The sequence below is a fragment of the Kitasatospora sp. NPDC094019 genome (assembly GCF_044764505.1).
In the GTDB taxonomy this organism is placed as follows: domain Bacteria; phylum Actinomycetota; class Actinomycetes; order Streptomycetales; family Streptomycetaceae; genus Kitasatospora.
This window is the reverse complement of sequence record NZ_JBIWIF010000005.1, coordinates 324,843-340,579: the sequence shown is the minus strand read 5'-3', so window position 1 is coordinate 340,579 and position 15,737 is coordinate 324,843. Positions and strand designations below refer to the sequence as shown.

Genomic DNA, 15,737 nt, shown 5'->3' with positions numbered 1-15,737 from the left:
CCCGTACGAACGGCCCCGGACACGCGTCGGACGCCCACCCGGCAGGCGGGCGGGCGTCCGACGAACGGGCGGTCGTCCAACCAGCCGTCAGGCGTCCGTGATACGGGACGAGGTCCAGCGGGCAGGCGACCGCCCGAGGGACTGACCGGCGTCCGACCACCGGGCGGGCGTCCGTACGGACCGGAACCCGTCCCGGATCAGTCCTGGGCGGTGCGCAGCACCGTCTCCCGGACGAACAGCACCGTGACGAAGGCCAGCAGCGCGAACGGCGCCGCGACCAGGAACACCACCCCGACCCCGTGCCCGAAGGCGTCGGTGACCAGCGGCACCAGCGGCGCGGGCAGCTTGTGCAGGTCCGGGATGCCGCCGCCGAGCGCGCCGCCGGTGGCCGGGACGTGCGCGGCGGCCAGGTTCTCGGCCAGGTAGTGGCCGACCCGGTTGTTCATCAGCGCGCCGAGCGCGGAGACGCCCATCGCGCCGCCCATGGTGCGGAAGAAGGTGACCACCGAGCTGGCCGCGCCGAGCTCGGCGCGCGGCACGGTGTTCTGCACCGCGAGGACGAGGTTCTGCATGGTGAGGCCGAGGCCGATGCCGGTGATCGCCATGTAGACCGAGAGCAGGCCGTAGGCCGTGTCGGCGCGGGCGGTACCGAGCAGGGCGAAGCCGACGGCGAGCAGCAGGGTGCCGGCGACCAGGTACGCCTTCCAGCGGCCGTACTTGGTGATCAGCCGGCCGGCCACGGTGGACGAGACGGCGAGGCCGAGGATCATCGGCAGGGTCATCAGGCCGGCCACGGTCGGGGACTTGTCCCGGGCGAGCTGGAAGTACTGGCTCAGGAACGTGGTGGCGCCGTACATCCCGATCCCGACCAGGACGCTGGCCAGCGCGGACAGGGTGACGGTCCGGTGCCGGAACAGGTGCGGCGGGATGATCGGCTCGACGGCGCGGCGCTCGACCACGACGGCGAGGGCGCCGAGCAGCAGGCCGCCGCCGACCATGGCCGCGGTCTGCCAGGAGAGCCAGGCGTAGTTCTTGCCGGCCAGGGTGATCCAGATCATCAGCAGGCTGACCGCGCCGGTGATCACCAGCGCGCCGAGGTAGTCGATCTTCACCTTGCGCCGGACCACCGGCAGCTTCAGGGTGCGCTGCAGGACCAGGATGGCGGCGAGCGCGAACGGGATGCCGACGTAGAAGCACCAGCGCCAGCCGAGCCAGGAGGTGTCCACGATGACGCCGCCGATCAGCGGGCCGCCGATGGTGGCGAGGGCGAAGACGGCGCCGAAGTAGCCGCTGTACCGGCCGCGCTCGCGCGGGGGCACCATCGCGGCCAGGCAGATCTGGGCGAGCGCGGTGACACCGCCGGCGCCGATGCCCTGGAGGGCGCGGCAGGCGATCAGCTGGCCGGTGTTCTGGGAGAAGCCGGCCAGGGCTGAGGAGGCGATGTAGATGACGAGCGCGATCTGCAGCAGCAGCTTCTTGCTGGCGAGGTCGGAGAGCTTGCCCCAGATCGGGGTGGAGGCGGTGAGGGTGAGCAGGGTCGCGGTGATCACCCAGGTGTAGGCGGACTGTCCGCCGTGCAGGTCGGTGAGGATCCGGGGCAGCGCGTTGGAGACGACGGTCGACGAGAGCACGGCGACGAAGAGGCCGAGCAGCAGGCCGGAGAGGGCCTCCATCACCTGCCGGTGCGTCATCGGTTGATCGGTGTCGGCGGCGGCTCCGGTCAGGGCGGTCGGGGTGGCGGTGGCGGTCATCGAGGTCCTTCGGGATAGTTGCCTGACACAACCATAGGCGCAGATGGTTGACTTGGGCAACATTCTTCAAGAACAAGTAAAGCCCGGACCGGTCCCGGCCCGGGCTCCCGCGGCCGCCCTCAGGCGCTCGGCACGGCCGCCTCGCCCACCACGTCGTTGAAGCGGTGCAGCAGCTGGGCGAAGCGGACCACGTCCTCCTCCGACCAGTCGGCCATCAGCTCCCGCACCCGGCCCATCCGGGCGTCCCGGGCGACCAGGTAGCGCCGCCGGCCCTCCTCGGTGAGCGAGACCAGCGCCGAACGGCGGTCCAGCGGGTCCACCTCCCGGGCCAGCAGGCCCAGCTCCTCCAGCGCCCGGATCTGCCGGCTGATGGTCGCCTTGCCGACCGCGAAGTGCACACCGACATCGGTCACCCGCACCGGACCGGCCTGCTCGACATGGCCCAACAGGCTGTACGCCATGCCCTCCAGCCGCGGATGGACCCGCCGGGACAGCTCCGCCACCCGGGCCCGGCCGCGCCGGAACAGCACCCCGACCTCGCGCTCCACGGCCAGCAGGGGCTGCTCGTCGTGTTCCTCGTTCGGCACCTTCACCGCGCCAGTATCCCGCAGCCCGCCCGGGCCACTGCGGCGCGGGAGATACCCGGAGGAAACTAGTTCATGCTATTAAGTATCCGGTTTCCCCCGATACACAAGGAGATGTGCATGACCTCCGCCCCCGGGCAACAGTCAGGCCAGGAACCGGCGCGGGAGCCCGCCCCGGCATCGGCGCCGGAACCGCGGAAGGGCTTCGTCACCGAGCTGAAGGGCGCGGTCACCCCGCGCGCGGCGATGCTGGTCATCGGCGTGCTGCTGCTCCAGCTCGGCTTCGTCACCTCGTACGTCGGCGCCCTGCACCACCCCGCCCCGCACGAGCTGTCGATCGCGGTGGTCGCCCCGCCGCAGGTCGCCCCCAAGTTCGTCCAGGGCCTGGAGTCGGTCCCGGACCAGGCCGTGAAGGCCGTCACCGCGCCGGACGCGGAGACCGCCACCGCGCAGATCAAGGACCAGAAGGTCTACGCCGCCCTGGTGGTGGACCCGGCCTCCACCGAGGACGTGCTGCTGGTCGCCAACGCGCGCGGCCCGTCCGCCGCCCGGGCCGCCGAGAGCATCGTGACCGGCCTGGAGAAGACCCAGGGCCGGACCGTGAAGGTCGAGGACGTGGTGCCGCTCGCCAAGGGCGACGCCAACGGCCTCTCCTCCTTCTACCTGGTGATCGGCTGGTGCGTCGGCGGCTACCTGGTCGCCTCCATCCTCGGCGTCAGCGCCGGGGCCAAGCCCGCCAACACCAACCGGGCGCTGATCCGCCTCGGCACGCTCGCCCTCTACTCGGTCGCGGCCGGGATCGGCGGGGCGATCATCGTCAAGTCGGTGCTGGACGCGCTGCCGGGGCCGTTCTGGTCGATGTCCGCCGTCGGCGCGCTGGTGGTCTTCGCGGTGGGCGCGTTCACCATGGCGCTGCAGTGCCTGTTCGACATCGTCGGCATCGGCGTCGCGGTGCTGCTCTTCGTCGTGCTCGGCAACCCGAGTGCGGGCGGCGTCTTCCCCCCGCCGCTGATGCCGCCGTTCTGGCGGGCGATCGGGGCCTGGTTCCCGAACGGCGCCGGCACCGACGCGACCCGCTCCATCGCCTACTTCGACGGCTCCGCGCTGACCAAGCCGCTGCTGGTCCTGCTGGCCTGGGCCCTGGTCGGGATCGGGGTGACCTTCGCCGCCGTACTGCGCCGGCCCTCGCACCGCAGCCGCGAGCTGGTCGAGAGCTGACCGGTCCGGCTCCCGCCGATCCGGCCGCTCGGGCGTCCGGCCGGCCCGGGTCCCCGGCCGCTCGGGCGCCCGGTGGCTCAGGTCTCCGGCCGGCCCGGATCGGCGAGCACCGACCGGACCACCCCCGCCGCGGCCCCCAGCAGGGGGCCGCGGCGGCCCAGCCGGGAGACCGTCAGCCGCTCGTCCGTCCACGGGCGGACGGTCACCCGAGCAACCAGCTCGGCCCGCATCGCGGGCAGCAGCCAGGGCGCCAGCTGCGCGTAGCCACCGCCCAGCACCACCTCCGCCGGGTCCAGCAGGTTCACCGCGCCCGCCGCCGCGATCCCCAGCGCGGCCCCGGCCCCGGCCAGCGCCTCCCGCACCTCCGCGTCCCCGGCCCCGGCCCGCTCGGCGAGCAGCGCCACCCAGTCGCCCCGGACGCCCTCCAGCCCGGCCGCGCGCAGCACCGCCGCCTCCCCCGCGTACTGCTCCAGGCAGCCGTGCGCCCCACAGGCGCAGCGCGGACCGTCCGGACGCACCGGGACATGCCCCAGCTCGCCCGCGTAGCCGCTCGCGCCGCGCAGCAGCCGGCCCTCGACCACGATCGCCGAACCGATCCCGGCCTCGGCCGAGACGAGCAGGAAGTGGGCCGGCCGGCCGCCGAGCCAGAGCTCGGCGAGCCCGCCGAGGTTGGCCTCGTTGTCGGCCCGCAGCGGCAGCTCGGCCAGTTCCCCGGCGCCGGCGGCGCGCAGCGCGAGCCGCAGTTCGGCGGCGAGCGGCACCTCCTCCCAGCCCAGGTTGGCGGCCCGCCGGAGCAGCGCGCCGTCGGCCCCGACCAGTCCGGGCACGGCCAGGACCAGCCCGGCCGGACGCGGTCCGGCCCCGGCGGCGGCGCGGCGGACCAGTTCGGCGAGGTCGGCCATGACGGCGGCGGGGCGTCGGCCCCTGTTGCGGATCTCCTGGCGGTGCCAGGACCGGACCTCGCCGCGCAGGTCGACCACGCAGGCGCCCAGGTGCTCCACCCCGATCTCGGCGCCGAGGCCGCCGGGGCCGTCCGGGTCGAGCCCGAGCGCGGTGCCGGGCCGACCGACCTTGCCGCTGGGCGCGGCCGGGCCCTCCTCGACCACCAGGCCGGCCGCGATCAGCTCCTCGGCGAGCGAGGAGACCGCGGCCCTGGTCAGCCCGGTCGTGGCGGCCACCTCGGCGCGCGAGCGCGGGGCGCTCGCGATCACCCCGAGGACCAGCGCCAGATTGGCCCGGCGCATCCCCTGCTGGCTCGCCGGCCCGGTCGGGGCGCCGTCCGCCTCGCGCATCACCCTCACCCGCTCCGGCCGCGGTTCACGTCCCCCGGTCCTTCGAGCCTAGGTCGCCCGGGCCTCGGACGCCCGGCGCTCAGGTCTGCTCCACCCGGATGAAGACCCAGCGCTGCATGGCCCAGAAGCGGAACAGCATCGCCACGAAGGTGCCCAGCACCATCCCGCTCAGGAAGTCGGCCAGCTCCTGGGTGAACGGGCTGACCCAGGGCTCGCGCAGGTTCAGCAGGTAGCGCGAGGCGATCAGCGGCAGGTCGTTGACCGCGACGGCGACGGCGCTCACCAGGACGAACATCAGCGGTTCGCGCCGGCGCCAGGAGGACCGGAAGGACCAGCGCCGGTTGAGCAGGTAGGAGACGACGGTGCCGACCACGGTCGCCAGGGTGAGCGCCAGCACCGGCTTCCGCGGCATGACGGTGAACCGCAGCGCGTAGTTGATCAGCACCGTCAGGGCGAAGCAGCCACTGCCGACCAGCAGGAACTTCACCAGCCGCCGGTGCCGGACCAGGGCCGGACGGACCCGGACCGGTACCCGGACCAGGACGCGCTGGGTGAGCGACGGCATCCTCGCAGTCTGGCACGGCGCACGGAGCCCGTCCCGTCCGGCGGACCGGGCGGGACGGGCTCCGTGCGCGGGACCGGACCTGGTCCCGGCCGGGGAGGAGCCCCCGGCCGACGACCGGGTCAGGCGACGGCGGCCAGCACCTCGGCCGGCTCCAGGGCCAGCCTCAGCACCTCACGGACGTCCGCGACCGGGTGCACGGTGAGCCGCTCCAGCACCTCCGCCGGGACGTCGTCCAGGTCGGCCTCGTTCCGCTTGGGGATGATCACCGTGCTGACCCCGGCCCGGTCGGCGGCGAGCAGCTTCTGCTTCACCCCGCCGATCGGCAGCACCCGCCCGGTCAGCGACACCTCGCCGGTCATCGCCACATCGGTGCGCACCTTGCGTCCGGAGAGCAGCGAGGCCAGCGCCGTGGTCATGGTGATGCCGGCGCTCGGCCCGTCCTTGGGGACGGCCCCGGCCGGGACGTGCAGGTGCACGCCACGGTCCCGCAGCGAGGTGACCGGCAGCTCCAGCTCGGCGCCGCGCGAGCGCAGGAAGGAGAGCGCGATGTGCGCGGACTCCTTCATGACGTCGCCCAGCTGGCCGGTCAGGGTCAGCCCGGTGCCACCGGTCTCGGCGTCGGCGAGCGAAGCCTCGATGTAGAGGACGTCGCCGCCGGCGCCGGTGACCGCCAGTCCGGTGGCCACCCCGGGCACCGCGGTGCGCCGCTCGGCGGGCTCCTGGGCCGCCTCCGGCACGTGGTGCGGTCGGCCGATCAGGGCGCGCAACTCCTCCGCGCCGATCGCGGCGGGCAGCTCGCGCTCCCCCAGCTCGGTCTGCGCGGCGATCTTGCGCAGCACCCGGGCGATCGCCCGTTCGAGGTTCCGGACGCCGGCCTCGCGGGTGTACTCGCCGGCGAGCTTCCGCAGCGCCGGCTCGTCGACCGCGACCTCCTCGCCCTTGAGCCCGGCCCGCTCCAGCTGGCGCGGGAGCAGGTGGTCACGGGCGATGACGACCTTCTCGTCCTCGGTGTAGCCGTCCAGGCGGACCAGCTCCATCCGGTCGAGCAGCGGCTCGGGGATGGACTCCAGCACATTGGCGGTGGCGAGGAAGACCACGTCGGAGAGGTCCAGCTCGACCTCCAGGTAGTGGTCCCGGAAGGTGTGGTTCTGCGCCGGGTCGAGCACCTCCAGCAGGGCGGCGGCCGGGTCCCCCCGGTAGTCGGAGCCGACCTTGTCGATCTCGTCGAGCAGGACGACCGGGTTCATCGAGCCGGCCTCCTTGAGCGCCCGGACCAGCCGGCCGGGCAGCGCGCCGACGTAGGTGCGCCGGTGGCCGCGGATCTCCGCCTCGTCCCGGACGCCGCCGAGCGAGACCCGGACGAAGCTGCGGCCCATGGCGCGGGCCACCGACTCGCCGAGCGAGGTCTTGCCGACGCCGGGCGGGCCGACCAGCGCGAGCACCGCGCCGCCCGCCCTTCGCCCGCCGCCCTTCGGGGCGGCCTCGCCCGGCCCGTCCTGCTCCCCGGCCGACGCCCGACCGTCGGCCGCACGACCCTCGGCCGCCAGCCCCGCGGCCGCCTGCTCGGCCCGGCGCTTGCGGACGGCCAGGTACTCGACGATGCGGTCCTTGACGTCGCCCAGGCCGGCGTGGTCGGCGTCCAGCACCGCGCGGGCGCCGGCGATGTCGTAGCTGTCCTCGGTGCGCTCGTTCCAGGGCAGCTCCAGGACGGTGTCCAGCCAGGTGCGGATCCAGGAGCCCTCGGGCGACTGGTCGCTGGCCCGCTCCAGCTTGTCGACCTCCTTGAGGGCGGCCTCGCGGACCTTGTCCGGGAGGTCGGCGGCCTCGACCCGGGTGCGGTAGTCGCCCTCCTCGTCGGCCGGGTCGCCGTTCAGCTCGGCCAGCTCCTTGCGGACGGCCTCCAGCTGGCGGCGGAGCAGGAACTCCTTCTGCTGCTTGGCGACGCCCTCCTCGACGTCCTTGCGGATGGTGTCGTTGACCTCCTCCTCGGCGAGGTGGTCGCGGAGCAGGCCGAGCGCGTACTCCAGTCGCGCGACCTGGTCGGCCTCCAGCAGCACCTTGAGCTTCTGCTCGGCGGTGGCGAAGGGCGCGTAGCCGATGTTGTCGGCGAGCTCGCCGACGCCCTCGATCGCGGCCACCCGGTCGACGATCTGCCAGGCGCCGCGACGGCGCAGCCACTGGGTGGAGAGGGCCTTGTACTCCTTGACCAGCTCGGCGGCCCGGCCGGCCACCGGGGTGCCGACCGAGGACTCGCGGAACGGTGTGGTCTCCACCCAGAGCGCGGCGCCGGGCCCGGTGGTGCCGACGCCGATCCGTACCCGGCGCACGGCGCGGACCAGCGCGGCCGGCTGCCCGATCCCGTCCGGGCCGTCGGCCAGCCGGCCGACCTGCTCGACGGTGGCGAGGGTGCCGGCCGCCGCGTAGGAGCCGTCCACCCGCGGGACCAGCAGCACCTGGGGCTTCCCGGCGCCGCCGGTGGCCGCGGCGCGCGCGGCCTCGACGGCGGCGCGGACCTCGGCGTCCTTCAGGTCCAGCGGGACGACCATGCCCGGCAGGACGACCTCGTCGTCCAGCGGCAGCACGGGCAGGGTGAGCGGTGTGGACGTCGATGCCATGATCTCTCCCCAGTCAGTGAACTTGAGTCGACCTGACTAAGGCTTGGCGGCCGCCGGATGTTCCCCGCCGCTTGTTCGCCGTGAGCGAACGCGGCGGGGTAGTCGCGGGCTGTCGCGGCGCCGTCAAAAAGGCCCGTCCGGGCGAACCCGGACGCGCGGACCCGGAGGCCGCCCGCGCCCGCGGGCTCAGAACCGGCCGGGCACCGCGGCGCCGCGGGCCGGGGGCACGGACGCCGGCCGGGACAGCTCCCCCGGCACCCCGACCCGGCCGCGGCGCGGCCCGCGGCCCTCCCAGCGGCGCAGCCACCGCCACAGCGCCACCCCGGCCAGCAGCGCCACCGGATGACCGACCCCGGTGACGAGGTCCCGGTCGGCGGCGATCTGCTCGGCGATCAGCGCCACCGCCAGCGCGAGCACGGCCGCCCGCCCGACCGGCCGGAGCAGCCCCGCCAGCGCGCCGAGGCTGGCGAGCACGCCGTAGCTGACACCGATGTCGAGGGAGTCCATCGCGGCCGGCTCCAGCCGCCCGGTCCCCACCCCGACGACGACCACGCCCTGGGAGAGCAGGGTGGCGGCGACGTGCCCGGCCGCGAAGACCGCGGCCGCCCGACCGGGACCGACCCGGCGCTCCAGCGGCGCGACGGTGAAGGCGAAGGCCCAGAGGTAGGGCATCCAGACCGGCCCGGCCACCCAGAAGCCGCTGAACAGCAGCGCGCGCAACGGGTGCTGCAACAGGTTGTGCCCGTCCGAGCTGGACGCCTCCTGGAGCCGGAGCACGAGTTCCGGGGCGGCCAGTCCGGCGAAGGTGGTGGTGGCGGCGACCACGGCGAGGTAGCCGAGCGCGAAGGGATTGCGGCGCAGGGTCGGCACCCGGGCCAGGACCCAGTCGACCGCGCCGCCCCGCAGGCCGGCCCGGAGCATCCCGTACGGCGGCCCGCCGGGTCCGGCGGGCGCCTGCCGCTCCGTCATGCCGCCTCCGCTCCAACGCCCGCGGCCGTCACCCGCGTGTGCCCAACGTACCGGCGCGTACCGGAAATCCCACCCCCACGAATTTGTCGTGGCCACGGTACGTCCGATGGCTGGGAGTCCGCTGGGAGAACGCCGTGAGGATCCGGGGTCCGAACGGGCCCGCATTGGTCCAGACCTTCCATCACTTTCGGTACCGCTTTTCGCCCTGACCGGCGGCTTGGTGTCAACTCATGTGCATACGTACCGTTACAGAGTGAAAAAACGCCGGGTAAGGTATCGGCCCGTGCCCACTTCCCGGTGGGCCCGAAAGTCGGCCGGACAGGCCGGCCCGCGGGCCGGAAATGTCCGGTCCACCTGCCGGGAATCATCTGCGGTCCGTACGCTGCCAGGTGTACGGGAGACGGAGAGCGGCCCACGCCCTCGCCGTCACCCGCGCACGCGACGGGACGGCGGACCCGGCACAGTCCACGACGGAACAAGACTACGAAGCGGAGCCTTCGCCATCCCCACAGGTGGCCGGCCCGCAGCCCTGGGGGCGGTGGCGTGACCGTGACAGAAATTCAGCAGGACAACCAGAACACCGGCGGCACGGTGAGCAGCCAGCGCAGAGTGCTGGTGGTGGAGGACGAACCCACGATCGCCGAGTCCATCGCGGCCCGGCTGGGCGCGGAGGGCTTCAAGGTGGCGGTGGCCCACGACGGCCCCGGCGCCGTCGACGGCTTCCACACCTGGCAGCCGGACCTCGTCGTCCTCGACATCATGCTGCCCGGCTTCGACGGCCTCGAAGTGTGCCGCCGGATCCAGGCCCAGCGCCCGGTGCCGGTCCTGATGCTCACCGCGCGGGACGACGAGACGGACCTGCTGGTCGGCCTCGGCGTCGGCGCCGACGACTACATGACCAAGCCCTTCTCCATGCGCGAACTGGCCGCCCGGGTCAACGTGCTGCTGCGCCGCGTCGAGCGCGCGCAGCAGGCCGCCCGGACGCCCGCGCTGGGCAGCCTGCGCTTCGGCGAGCTGGAGATCGACCATGTGCAGCGCCGGGTCCGGCTGGCCTCGGGCGACGTCCACCTGACGCCGACCGAGTTCGACCTGCTCGCCTGCCTGGCCGCCCAGCCGCGCGCCGTGCTCACCCGTGAGCAACTGCTGGCCGAGGTCTGGGACTGGACGGACGCGTCCGGCACCCGCACCGTCGACAGCCACGTCAAGGCGCTTCGCCGGAAGATCGGCGCCAGCTGGATCCGCACCGTCCACGGTGTCGGGTACGCGCTGGAGGCCCCGCTCTCGTAGCGGGTGACACCCTCGGACACCGGGCCGCCGGGGGGCCCGTTGTCCGAACCGCCGTGCGGCGGACCCACGCGGGGGACCACAGGGGACCAATGACCTTTCCACAGCAACGCAACGGGGACATCGACGGCAGTCGGCCGCCCACCCTGGCCGCCCGCGCCGCGAGACGGGTCTGGGCCGACATCCGGCCGCTGGACCCGGTCCGCTCCATCAAGGGCAAACTCGCCCTCCTGGTGATCGTCTCGGTCTTCCTGGCCACCGGCATGGTGGTCGTGGCGATCCGGTCCGAGACCCAGATCCGGATCATCATGATCTTCTCGATGATCGCCTCGCTGCTCTTCATGCAGTTCCTCGCGCACGGGCTGACCGCCCCGCTGCGCGACATGACCGCCGCCGCCCGCGCGATGGCCTCCGGCGACTACAGCCGCCGGGTCGAGGTGAACTCGCGCGACGAGATCGGCGAGCTCGCCGCGACCTTCAACCAGATGGCCTCCGACCTGGAGGCCGCCGACCGGCACCGGCGCGAGCTGGTCGCCAATGTCTCGCACGAGCTGCGCACACCGATCGCCGCACTGCGGGCCGTACTGGAGAACGTGGTCGACGGCGTCGTCCAGCCCAACCCGGCGACCCTGGGCGCGGCGCTGGAGCAGACCGAGCGGCTCGGCCGGCTGGTCACCCACCTGCTCGACCTCTCCAAGATCGACGACGGTGTGGTCGACCTGGACGCGCGCCCGTTCGAGGTGCGCGAGTTCCTGGACGGCGTGCTGCGCGGCGTCACCGTGGACGGTGCCACGGCCGGCGGGGCCTTCTCCCGCCGCGGCGACGTCCGGCTCGCGCTGGAGGTCAGCCCGGCCGGGCTGACCGGCGTCGCCGACACCGAACGGCTGCACCAGGTGGTGGCCAACCTGGTCGACAACGCCTGCAAGCACTCCCCGCCCGGCGGCACCGTGACCGTCCGGGCCAGGCCGGACGAGGGCCCCGGGGCCCTGCTGCTGGAGGTCGAGGACGAGGGTCCCGGCATCCCGGCGGCGGACCGGGCCCGGGTCTTCGAGCGGTTCGGCCGCAGCGGCACCGCGACCGCGGCCGGGCCCGGTGCCGACGGCGGGACCGGCCTGGGCCTGGCCATCGCCCGCTGGGCGGTGGACCTGCACGGCGGGCGGATCGAGGTCGCCGAGGCTTCGCTCGGCTGCCGGATCGAGGTCCGGCTGCCGGGCCCGCGCTGAGCGGGCACCGCCGGGCGGCGCCGGGGCGGATGTCACAGATACGACACAGTGCCGCAAAGAGGATCAACACCCCTCTTTGTCCGTGTTTGTCCAGCTTTAGCTGGCGATCGGAACCGGTCGGTTCCCCGCCGATGTGGCTTTCTAACGCACATTTCCAGCCAAACAGCAGGTCAGGACTGTGATCTGGGCGACGCCTGCCCCCCGGGGACTGCGCGATCACTGATCGGAGGCGTAGCCTTAATCCCCGCTGTCCAAACATCCCAAAAGGAAGCGGAAGAGGGCGGTTGCCGCCGTGTCGCCACAGTCCCCCGAACACCCCAACAGCTCGGCTAGCTCCACTGGCTTCGGCCCCAATGAGTGGCTCGTCGACGAGATCTACCAGCAGTACCTCCAGGACCCGAACTCGGTCGACCGAGCCTGGTGGGACTTTTTCGCCGACTACAAGCCCGGTACCGAGGTGACCCCAGTGACCCAGGCCGCGACCCAGGTCGGCGCGACGCCGACCCCCGCCGCCGCCCCCGCGCCCGCCGCTGCTCCGGCCGTCCAGGCCCCCGCCGCCCCGGCCGCCCCCGCGCCGGCGCAGCAGGCCCCGACGGCCCCCGCGGCTCCTGCGGCCCCCGCGCCGCTCGCCGCCGCCCCGGCCGCGCCCCCGGCGCCCAAGGCCGCCGCTCCGGCGCCCGCGCCGGCCGCGGCGAGCGCGGGCCCCGAGCTGGTTCAGCTCCGCGGCCCGGCCAAGGCCGTCGCGACCAACATGGACGCCTCGCTGGAGGTGCCGACCGCCACCTCGGTCCGCGCCGTCCCGGCCAAGTTGCTGATCGACAACCGCATTGTCATCAACAACCACCTGCAGCGCGCCCGCGGTGGCAAGGTCTCCTTCACCCACCTGATCGGTTACGCCCTGGTCCAGGCCGTCAAGGCATCCCCGGGCATGAACCACAGCTACAAGGTGGAGGACGGCAAGTCCTACCTGGTCAAGCCCGAGCACGTGAACCTCGGCCTGGCCATCGACCTGGTCAAGCCGAACGGTGACCGCCAGCTCGTCGTCGCGGCGATCAAGAAGGCCGACACCCTCGACTTCTTCGGCTTCTGGCAGGCGTACGAGGACATCGTCCGCCGGGCCCGCGCCAACAAGCTGACCATGGACGACTTCACCGGCGTCACGGTCTCGCTGACCAACCCCGGCGGCATCGGCACCGTGCACTCCGTGCCGCGCCTGATGCAGAACCAGGGCACCATCGTCGGCGTCGGCGCCATGGAGTACCCGGCCGAGTTCCAGGGCTCCGCCCCGGAGACCCTGTCGCGCCTCGGCGTCTCCAAGATCATGACGCTGACCTCGACCTACGACCACCGCGTCATCCAGGGCGCGGCGTCCGGCGAGTTCCTGCGCACGATCCACCAGCTGCTGCTCGGGCAGAACGGCTTCTACGACGAGATCTTCGAGTCGCTGCGGATCCCGTACGAGCCGGTCCGCTGGGCCACCGACGTCGCCACCACGCACGACGACGAGGTCAACAAGACCGCCCGCGTCATCGAGCTGATCCACTCCTACCGGGTCCGCGGCCACCTCATGGCCGACACCGACCCGCTGGAGTACAAGCAGCGCAAGCACCCCGACCTGGACGTCACCACCCACGGCCTCACCCTGTGGGACCTGGAGCGCGAGTTCGCGGTCGGCGGCTTCGGCGGCCAGCGGATGATGAAGCTCCGCGACATCCTCGGCCTGCTGCGCAACACGTACTGCCGCACCGTCGGCATCGAGTACATGCACATCCAGGACCCGAAGCAGCGCAAGTGGCTGCAGGAGCGCCTGGAGAAGCCGTACACCAAGCCGGAGCGCGAGGAGCAGCTGCGCATCCTGCGCCGGCTGAACTCGGCCGAGGCGTTCGAGACCTTCCTGCAGACCAAGTACGTCGGGCAGAAGCGTTTCTCGCTGGAGGGCGGCGAGTCGCTCATCCCGCTGCTGGACGCCACCATCGACTCCGCCGCCGAGCACCGCCTCGACGAGGCCGTCATCGGCATGGCCCACCGCGGCCGCCTCAACGTGCTGGCCAACATCGTCGGCAAGCCGTACGGCAAGATCTTCGGCGAGTTCGAGGGCAACCTCGACCCGAAGTCGATGCACGGCTCCGGCGACGTGAAGTACCACCTCGGCTCCGAGGGCACCTTCACCGGCCTGGACGGCGAGACCATCAAGGTGTCGCTGGCCGCGAACCCCTCCCACCTGGAGGCCGTGGACCCGGTCGTCGAGGGCATCGCCCGCGCCAAGCAGGACATCCTGGACCAGGGCGGCACGACCTTCCCGGTGCTGCCGATCCAGATCCACGGCGACGCGGCCTTCGCCGGCCAGGGCGTCGTCGCGGAGACCCTGAACATGTCGCAGCTGCGCGGCTACCGCACCGGCGGCACCGTGCACGTCGTGGTGAACAACCAGGTCGGCTTCACCGCCGCCCCGGCCTCCAGCCGCTCCTCGATGTACTGCACCGACGTGGCCCGCATGATCGAGGCCCCGATCTTCCATGTGAACGGCGACGACCCGGAGGCCGTGGTCCGCGTCGCGCGGCTCGCCTTCGAGTTCCGCCAGGAGTTCCACAAGGACGTCGTGATCGACCTCATCTGCTACCGCCGCCGCGGTCACAACGAGGCCGACAACCCGTCGTTCACCCAGCCGCTGATGTACGACCTGATCGACAAGAAGCGCTCGGTGCGCAAGCTCTACACCGAGGGCCTGATCGGTCGCGGCGACATCACCATGGAAGAGGCGGAGCAGGCGCTCCAGGACTTCCAGGGCCAGCTGGAGAAGGTGTTCGCCGAGGTCCGCGACGCCGCCCAGGCCCCGGCCCCCGCCACCAGCGGCAAGCCGGTCGCCGACTTCCCGGTCACCATCCGGACCGGCATCTCCGAGGAGATGGTCAAGCGGATCGCCGCCTCGCAGGTCAACCTGCCGGACTGGATGACGGTCCACCCGCGTCTGCTGCCGCAGCTGCAGCGCCGGGCCGGCTCGGTCGAGGACAACACCATCGACTGGGCGATGGGGGAGACCCTCGCCATCGGCTCGCTGCTCATGGAGGGCCACCCGGTCCGCCTGGCCGGCCAGGACAGCCGCCGCGGCACCTTCGGCCAGCGGCACGCCGTCCTGATCGACCGGGTCACCGGCGAGGACTACACCCCGCTGCAGTACCTCACCGAGGACCAGGCCCGCTACACCGTGTACGACAGCCTGCTGTCCGAGTACGCGGCGATGGGCTTCGAGTACGGCTACTCGCTGACCCGCCCGAACGCGCTGGTCATGTGGGAGGCGCAGTTCGGCGACTTCGTCAACGGCGCGCAGACCATGGTGGACGAGTACATCGCCTCCGCCGAGCAGAAGTGGGGCCAGCACTCGGGCGTCACCCTGCTGCTGCCGCACGGCTACGAGGGCCAGGGGCCGGACCACTCGTCCGCCCGCCCGGAGCGCTTCCTCCAGATGTGCGCGCAGGACAACATGACGGTCGCCATGCCGACCCTGCCGTCGAACTACTTCCACCTGCTGCGCTGGCAGGCGCACAACCCGCACCACAAGCCGCTGATCGTCTTCACCCCGAAGTCGATGCTGCGTCTGAAGGCGGCGGCGAGTGCGACCGAGGAGTTCCTCTCCGGCTCGTTCCGCCCGGTCATCGGTGACACCACCGTCGACCCGGCGAACGTCCGCAAGGTCGTCATCACCGCCGGCAAGTTCTACTACGACGTGGAGGCGGCCCGCACCGAGCGCGGCATCACCGACACCGCGATCGTCCGGGTCGAGCGGCTCTACCCGCTGCCGGTGGCCGAGCTCCAGGAGGAGCTGGCCAAGTACGGCGACGACGTCCAGTTCGTCTGGGCGCAGGAGGAGCCGGCCAACCAGGGTGCCTGGCCGTTCATCGCGATGAACCTGGTCGACCACCTGCAGGTCGTCATCGGCCGCAGCGCCGACGGCCCGCGGCTGCGCCGCGTCGCCCGCACGGCCTCCTCGGCCCCGGCGGTCGGCTCGGCCAAGCGCCACGGTGCCGAGCAGCGGGCGCTGCTGGAGGAGATCTTCACGATCTGACGCCCGGTCCCACCGGTTCCCACCGGTCGGACGCGCGCACGGCGGCGGGGGCCCCCGCGCCCCCCCCCCCCCCCGGCCGCGCGGCGCGCCCCCCCCCCCCCCCCCCCCCCGCCCCCCCCCCGCCCGCGCGGCCCGCCCCCCCCCCCCCCCCCCCCCCCCCCCCCCCCCCCCCC

Annotated in this window: 10 protein-coding genes; 4 read left to right on the top strand and 6 right to left on the bottom strand. The window is 73.1% G+C overall.

The window, feature by feature from the left end:
- Nucleotides 1-197: 197 nt before the first annotated feature.
- A complete protein-coding gene (locus tag ACIQ9P_RS13915; RefSeq protein WP_402354638.1) occupies nucleotides 198-1,751 on the bottom strand; it encodes an MDR family MFS transporter in 1,554 nt (517 codons plus the stop codon).
- A gap of 119 nt (nucleotides 1,752-1,870) precedes the next feature.
- Nucleotides 1,871-2,344, bottom strand: coding sequence for a MarR family winged helix-turn-helix transcriptional regulator (locus tag ACIQ9P_RS13910; protein ID WP_402354636.1), 474 nt, complete (start codon nucleotides 2,342-2,344; stop codon nucleotides 1,871-1,873).
- Nucleotides 2,345-2,455: 111 nt separating this feature from the next.
- Between ACIQ9P_RS13910 and ACIQ9P_RS13905 the strand changes: the two genes are divergently transcribed.
- Complete coding sequence (locus tag ACIQ9P_RS13905; RefSeq protein WP_402354634.1) at nucleotides 2,456-3,553, top strand: ABC transporter permease; 1,098 nt, start codon at nucleotides 2,456-2,458, stop codon at nucleotides 3,551-3,553.
- 77 nt (nucleotides 3,554-3,630) lie between these two features.
- Here ACIQ9P_RS13905 and ACIQ9P_RS13900 read toward each other — a convergent pair whose 3' ends face one another.
- From ACIQ9P_RS13900 to ACIQ9P_RS13885, 4 genes are all read right to left on the bottom strand, one after another.
- Nucleotides 3,631-4,845 carry an ROK family protein gene (locus ACIQ9P_RS13900; RefSeq protein WP_402354632.1) on the bottom strand — a complete coding sequence of 405 codons (1,215 nt, stop codon included), beginning with the start codon at nucleotides 4,843-4,845 and terminating at the stop codon, nucleotides 3,631-3,633.
- 79 nt (nucleotides 4,846-4,924) lie between these two features.
- Nucleotides 4,925-5,410, bottom strand: a complete 486-nt coding sequence (locus ACIQ9P_RS13895; RefSeq protein WP_402354630.1) for a GtrA family protein — start codon at nucleotides 5,408-5,410, stop codon at nucleotides 4,925-4,927.
- A 119-nt stretch (nucleotides 5,411-5,529) separates the two neighbouring features.
- On the bottom strand, nucleotides 5,530-8,025 hold the full coding sequence (gene lon / locus ACIQ9P_RS13890) for an endopeptidase La (protein ID WP_402354628.1): 2,496 nt from the start codon (nucleotides 8,023-8,025) through the stop codon (nucleotides 5,530-5,532).
- A gap of 186 nt (nucleotides 8,026-8,211) precedes the next feature.
- Nucleotides 8,212-8,994, bottom strand: a complete 783-nt coding sequence (locus ACIQ9P_RS13885) for a rhomboid-like protein (RefSeq protein WP_402354626.1) — start codon at nucleotides 8,992-8,994, stop codon at nucleotides 8,212-8,214.
- A gap of 549 nt (nucleotides 8,995-9,543) precedes the next feature.
- Between ACIQ9P_RS13885 and ACIQ9P_RS13880 the strand changes: the two genes are divergently transcribed.
- From ACIQ9P_RS13880 to ACIQ9P_RS13870, 3 genes are all read left to right on the top strand, one after another.
- Entirely contained in the window at nucleotides 9,544-10,281 is a 738-nt protein-coding gene (locus ACIQ9P_RS13880; RefSeq protein ID WP_093864899.1) for a response regulator transcription factor, read from the top strand.
- A gap of 89 nt (nucleotides 10,282-10,370) precedes the next feature.
- Nucleotides 10,371-11,501, top strand: coding sequence for a sensor histidine kinase (locus ACIQ9P_RS13875; protein ID WP_402354624.1), 1,131 nt, complete (start codon nucleotides 10,371-10,373; stop codon nucleotides 11,499-11,501).
- Nucleotides 11,502-11,793: 292 nt separating this feature from the next.
- Nucleotides 11,794-15,564, top strand: a complete 3,771-nt coding sequence (locus tag ACIQ9P_RS13870; RefSeq protein ID WP_402354622.1) for a multifunctional oxoglutarate decarboxylase/oxoglutarate dehydrogenase thiamine pyrophosphate-binding subunit/dihydrolipoyllysine-residue succinyltransferase subunit — start codon at nucleotides 11,794-11,796, stop codon at nucleotides 15,562-15,564.
- Nucleotides 15,565-15,737: the final 173 nt, after the last annotated feature.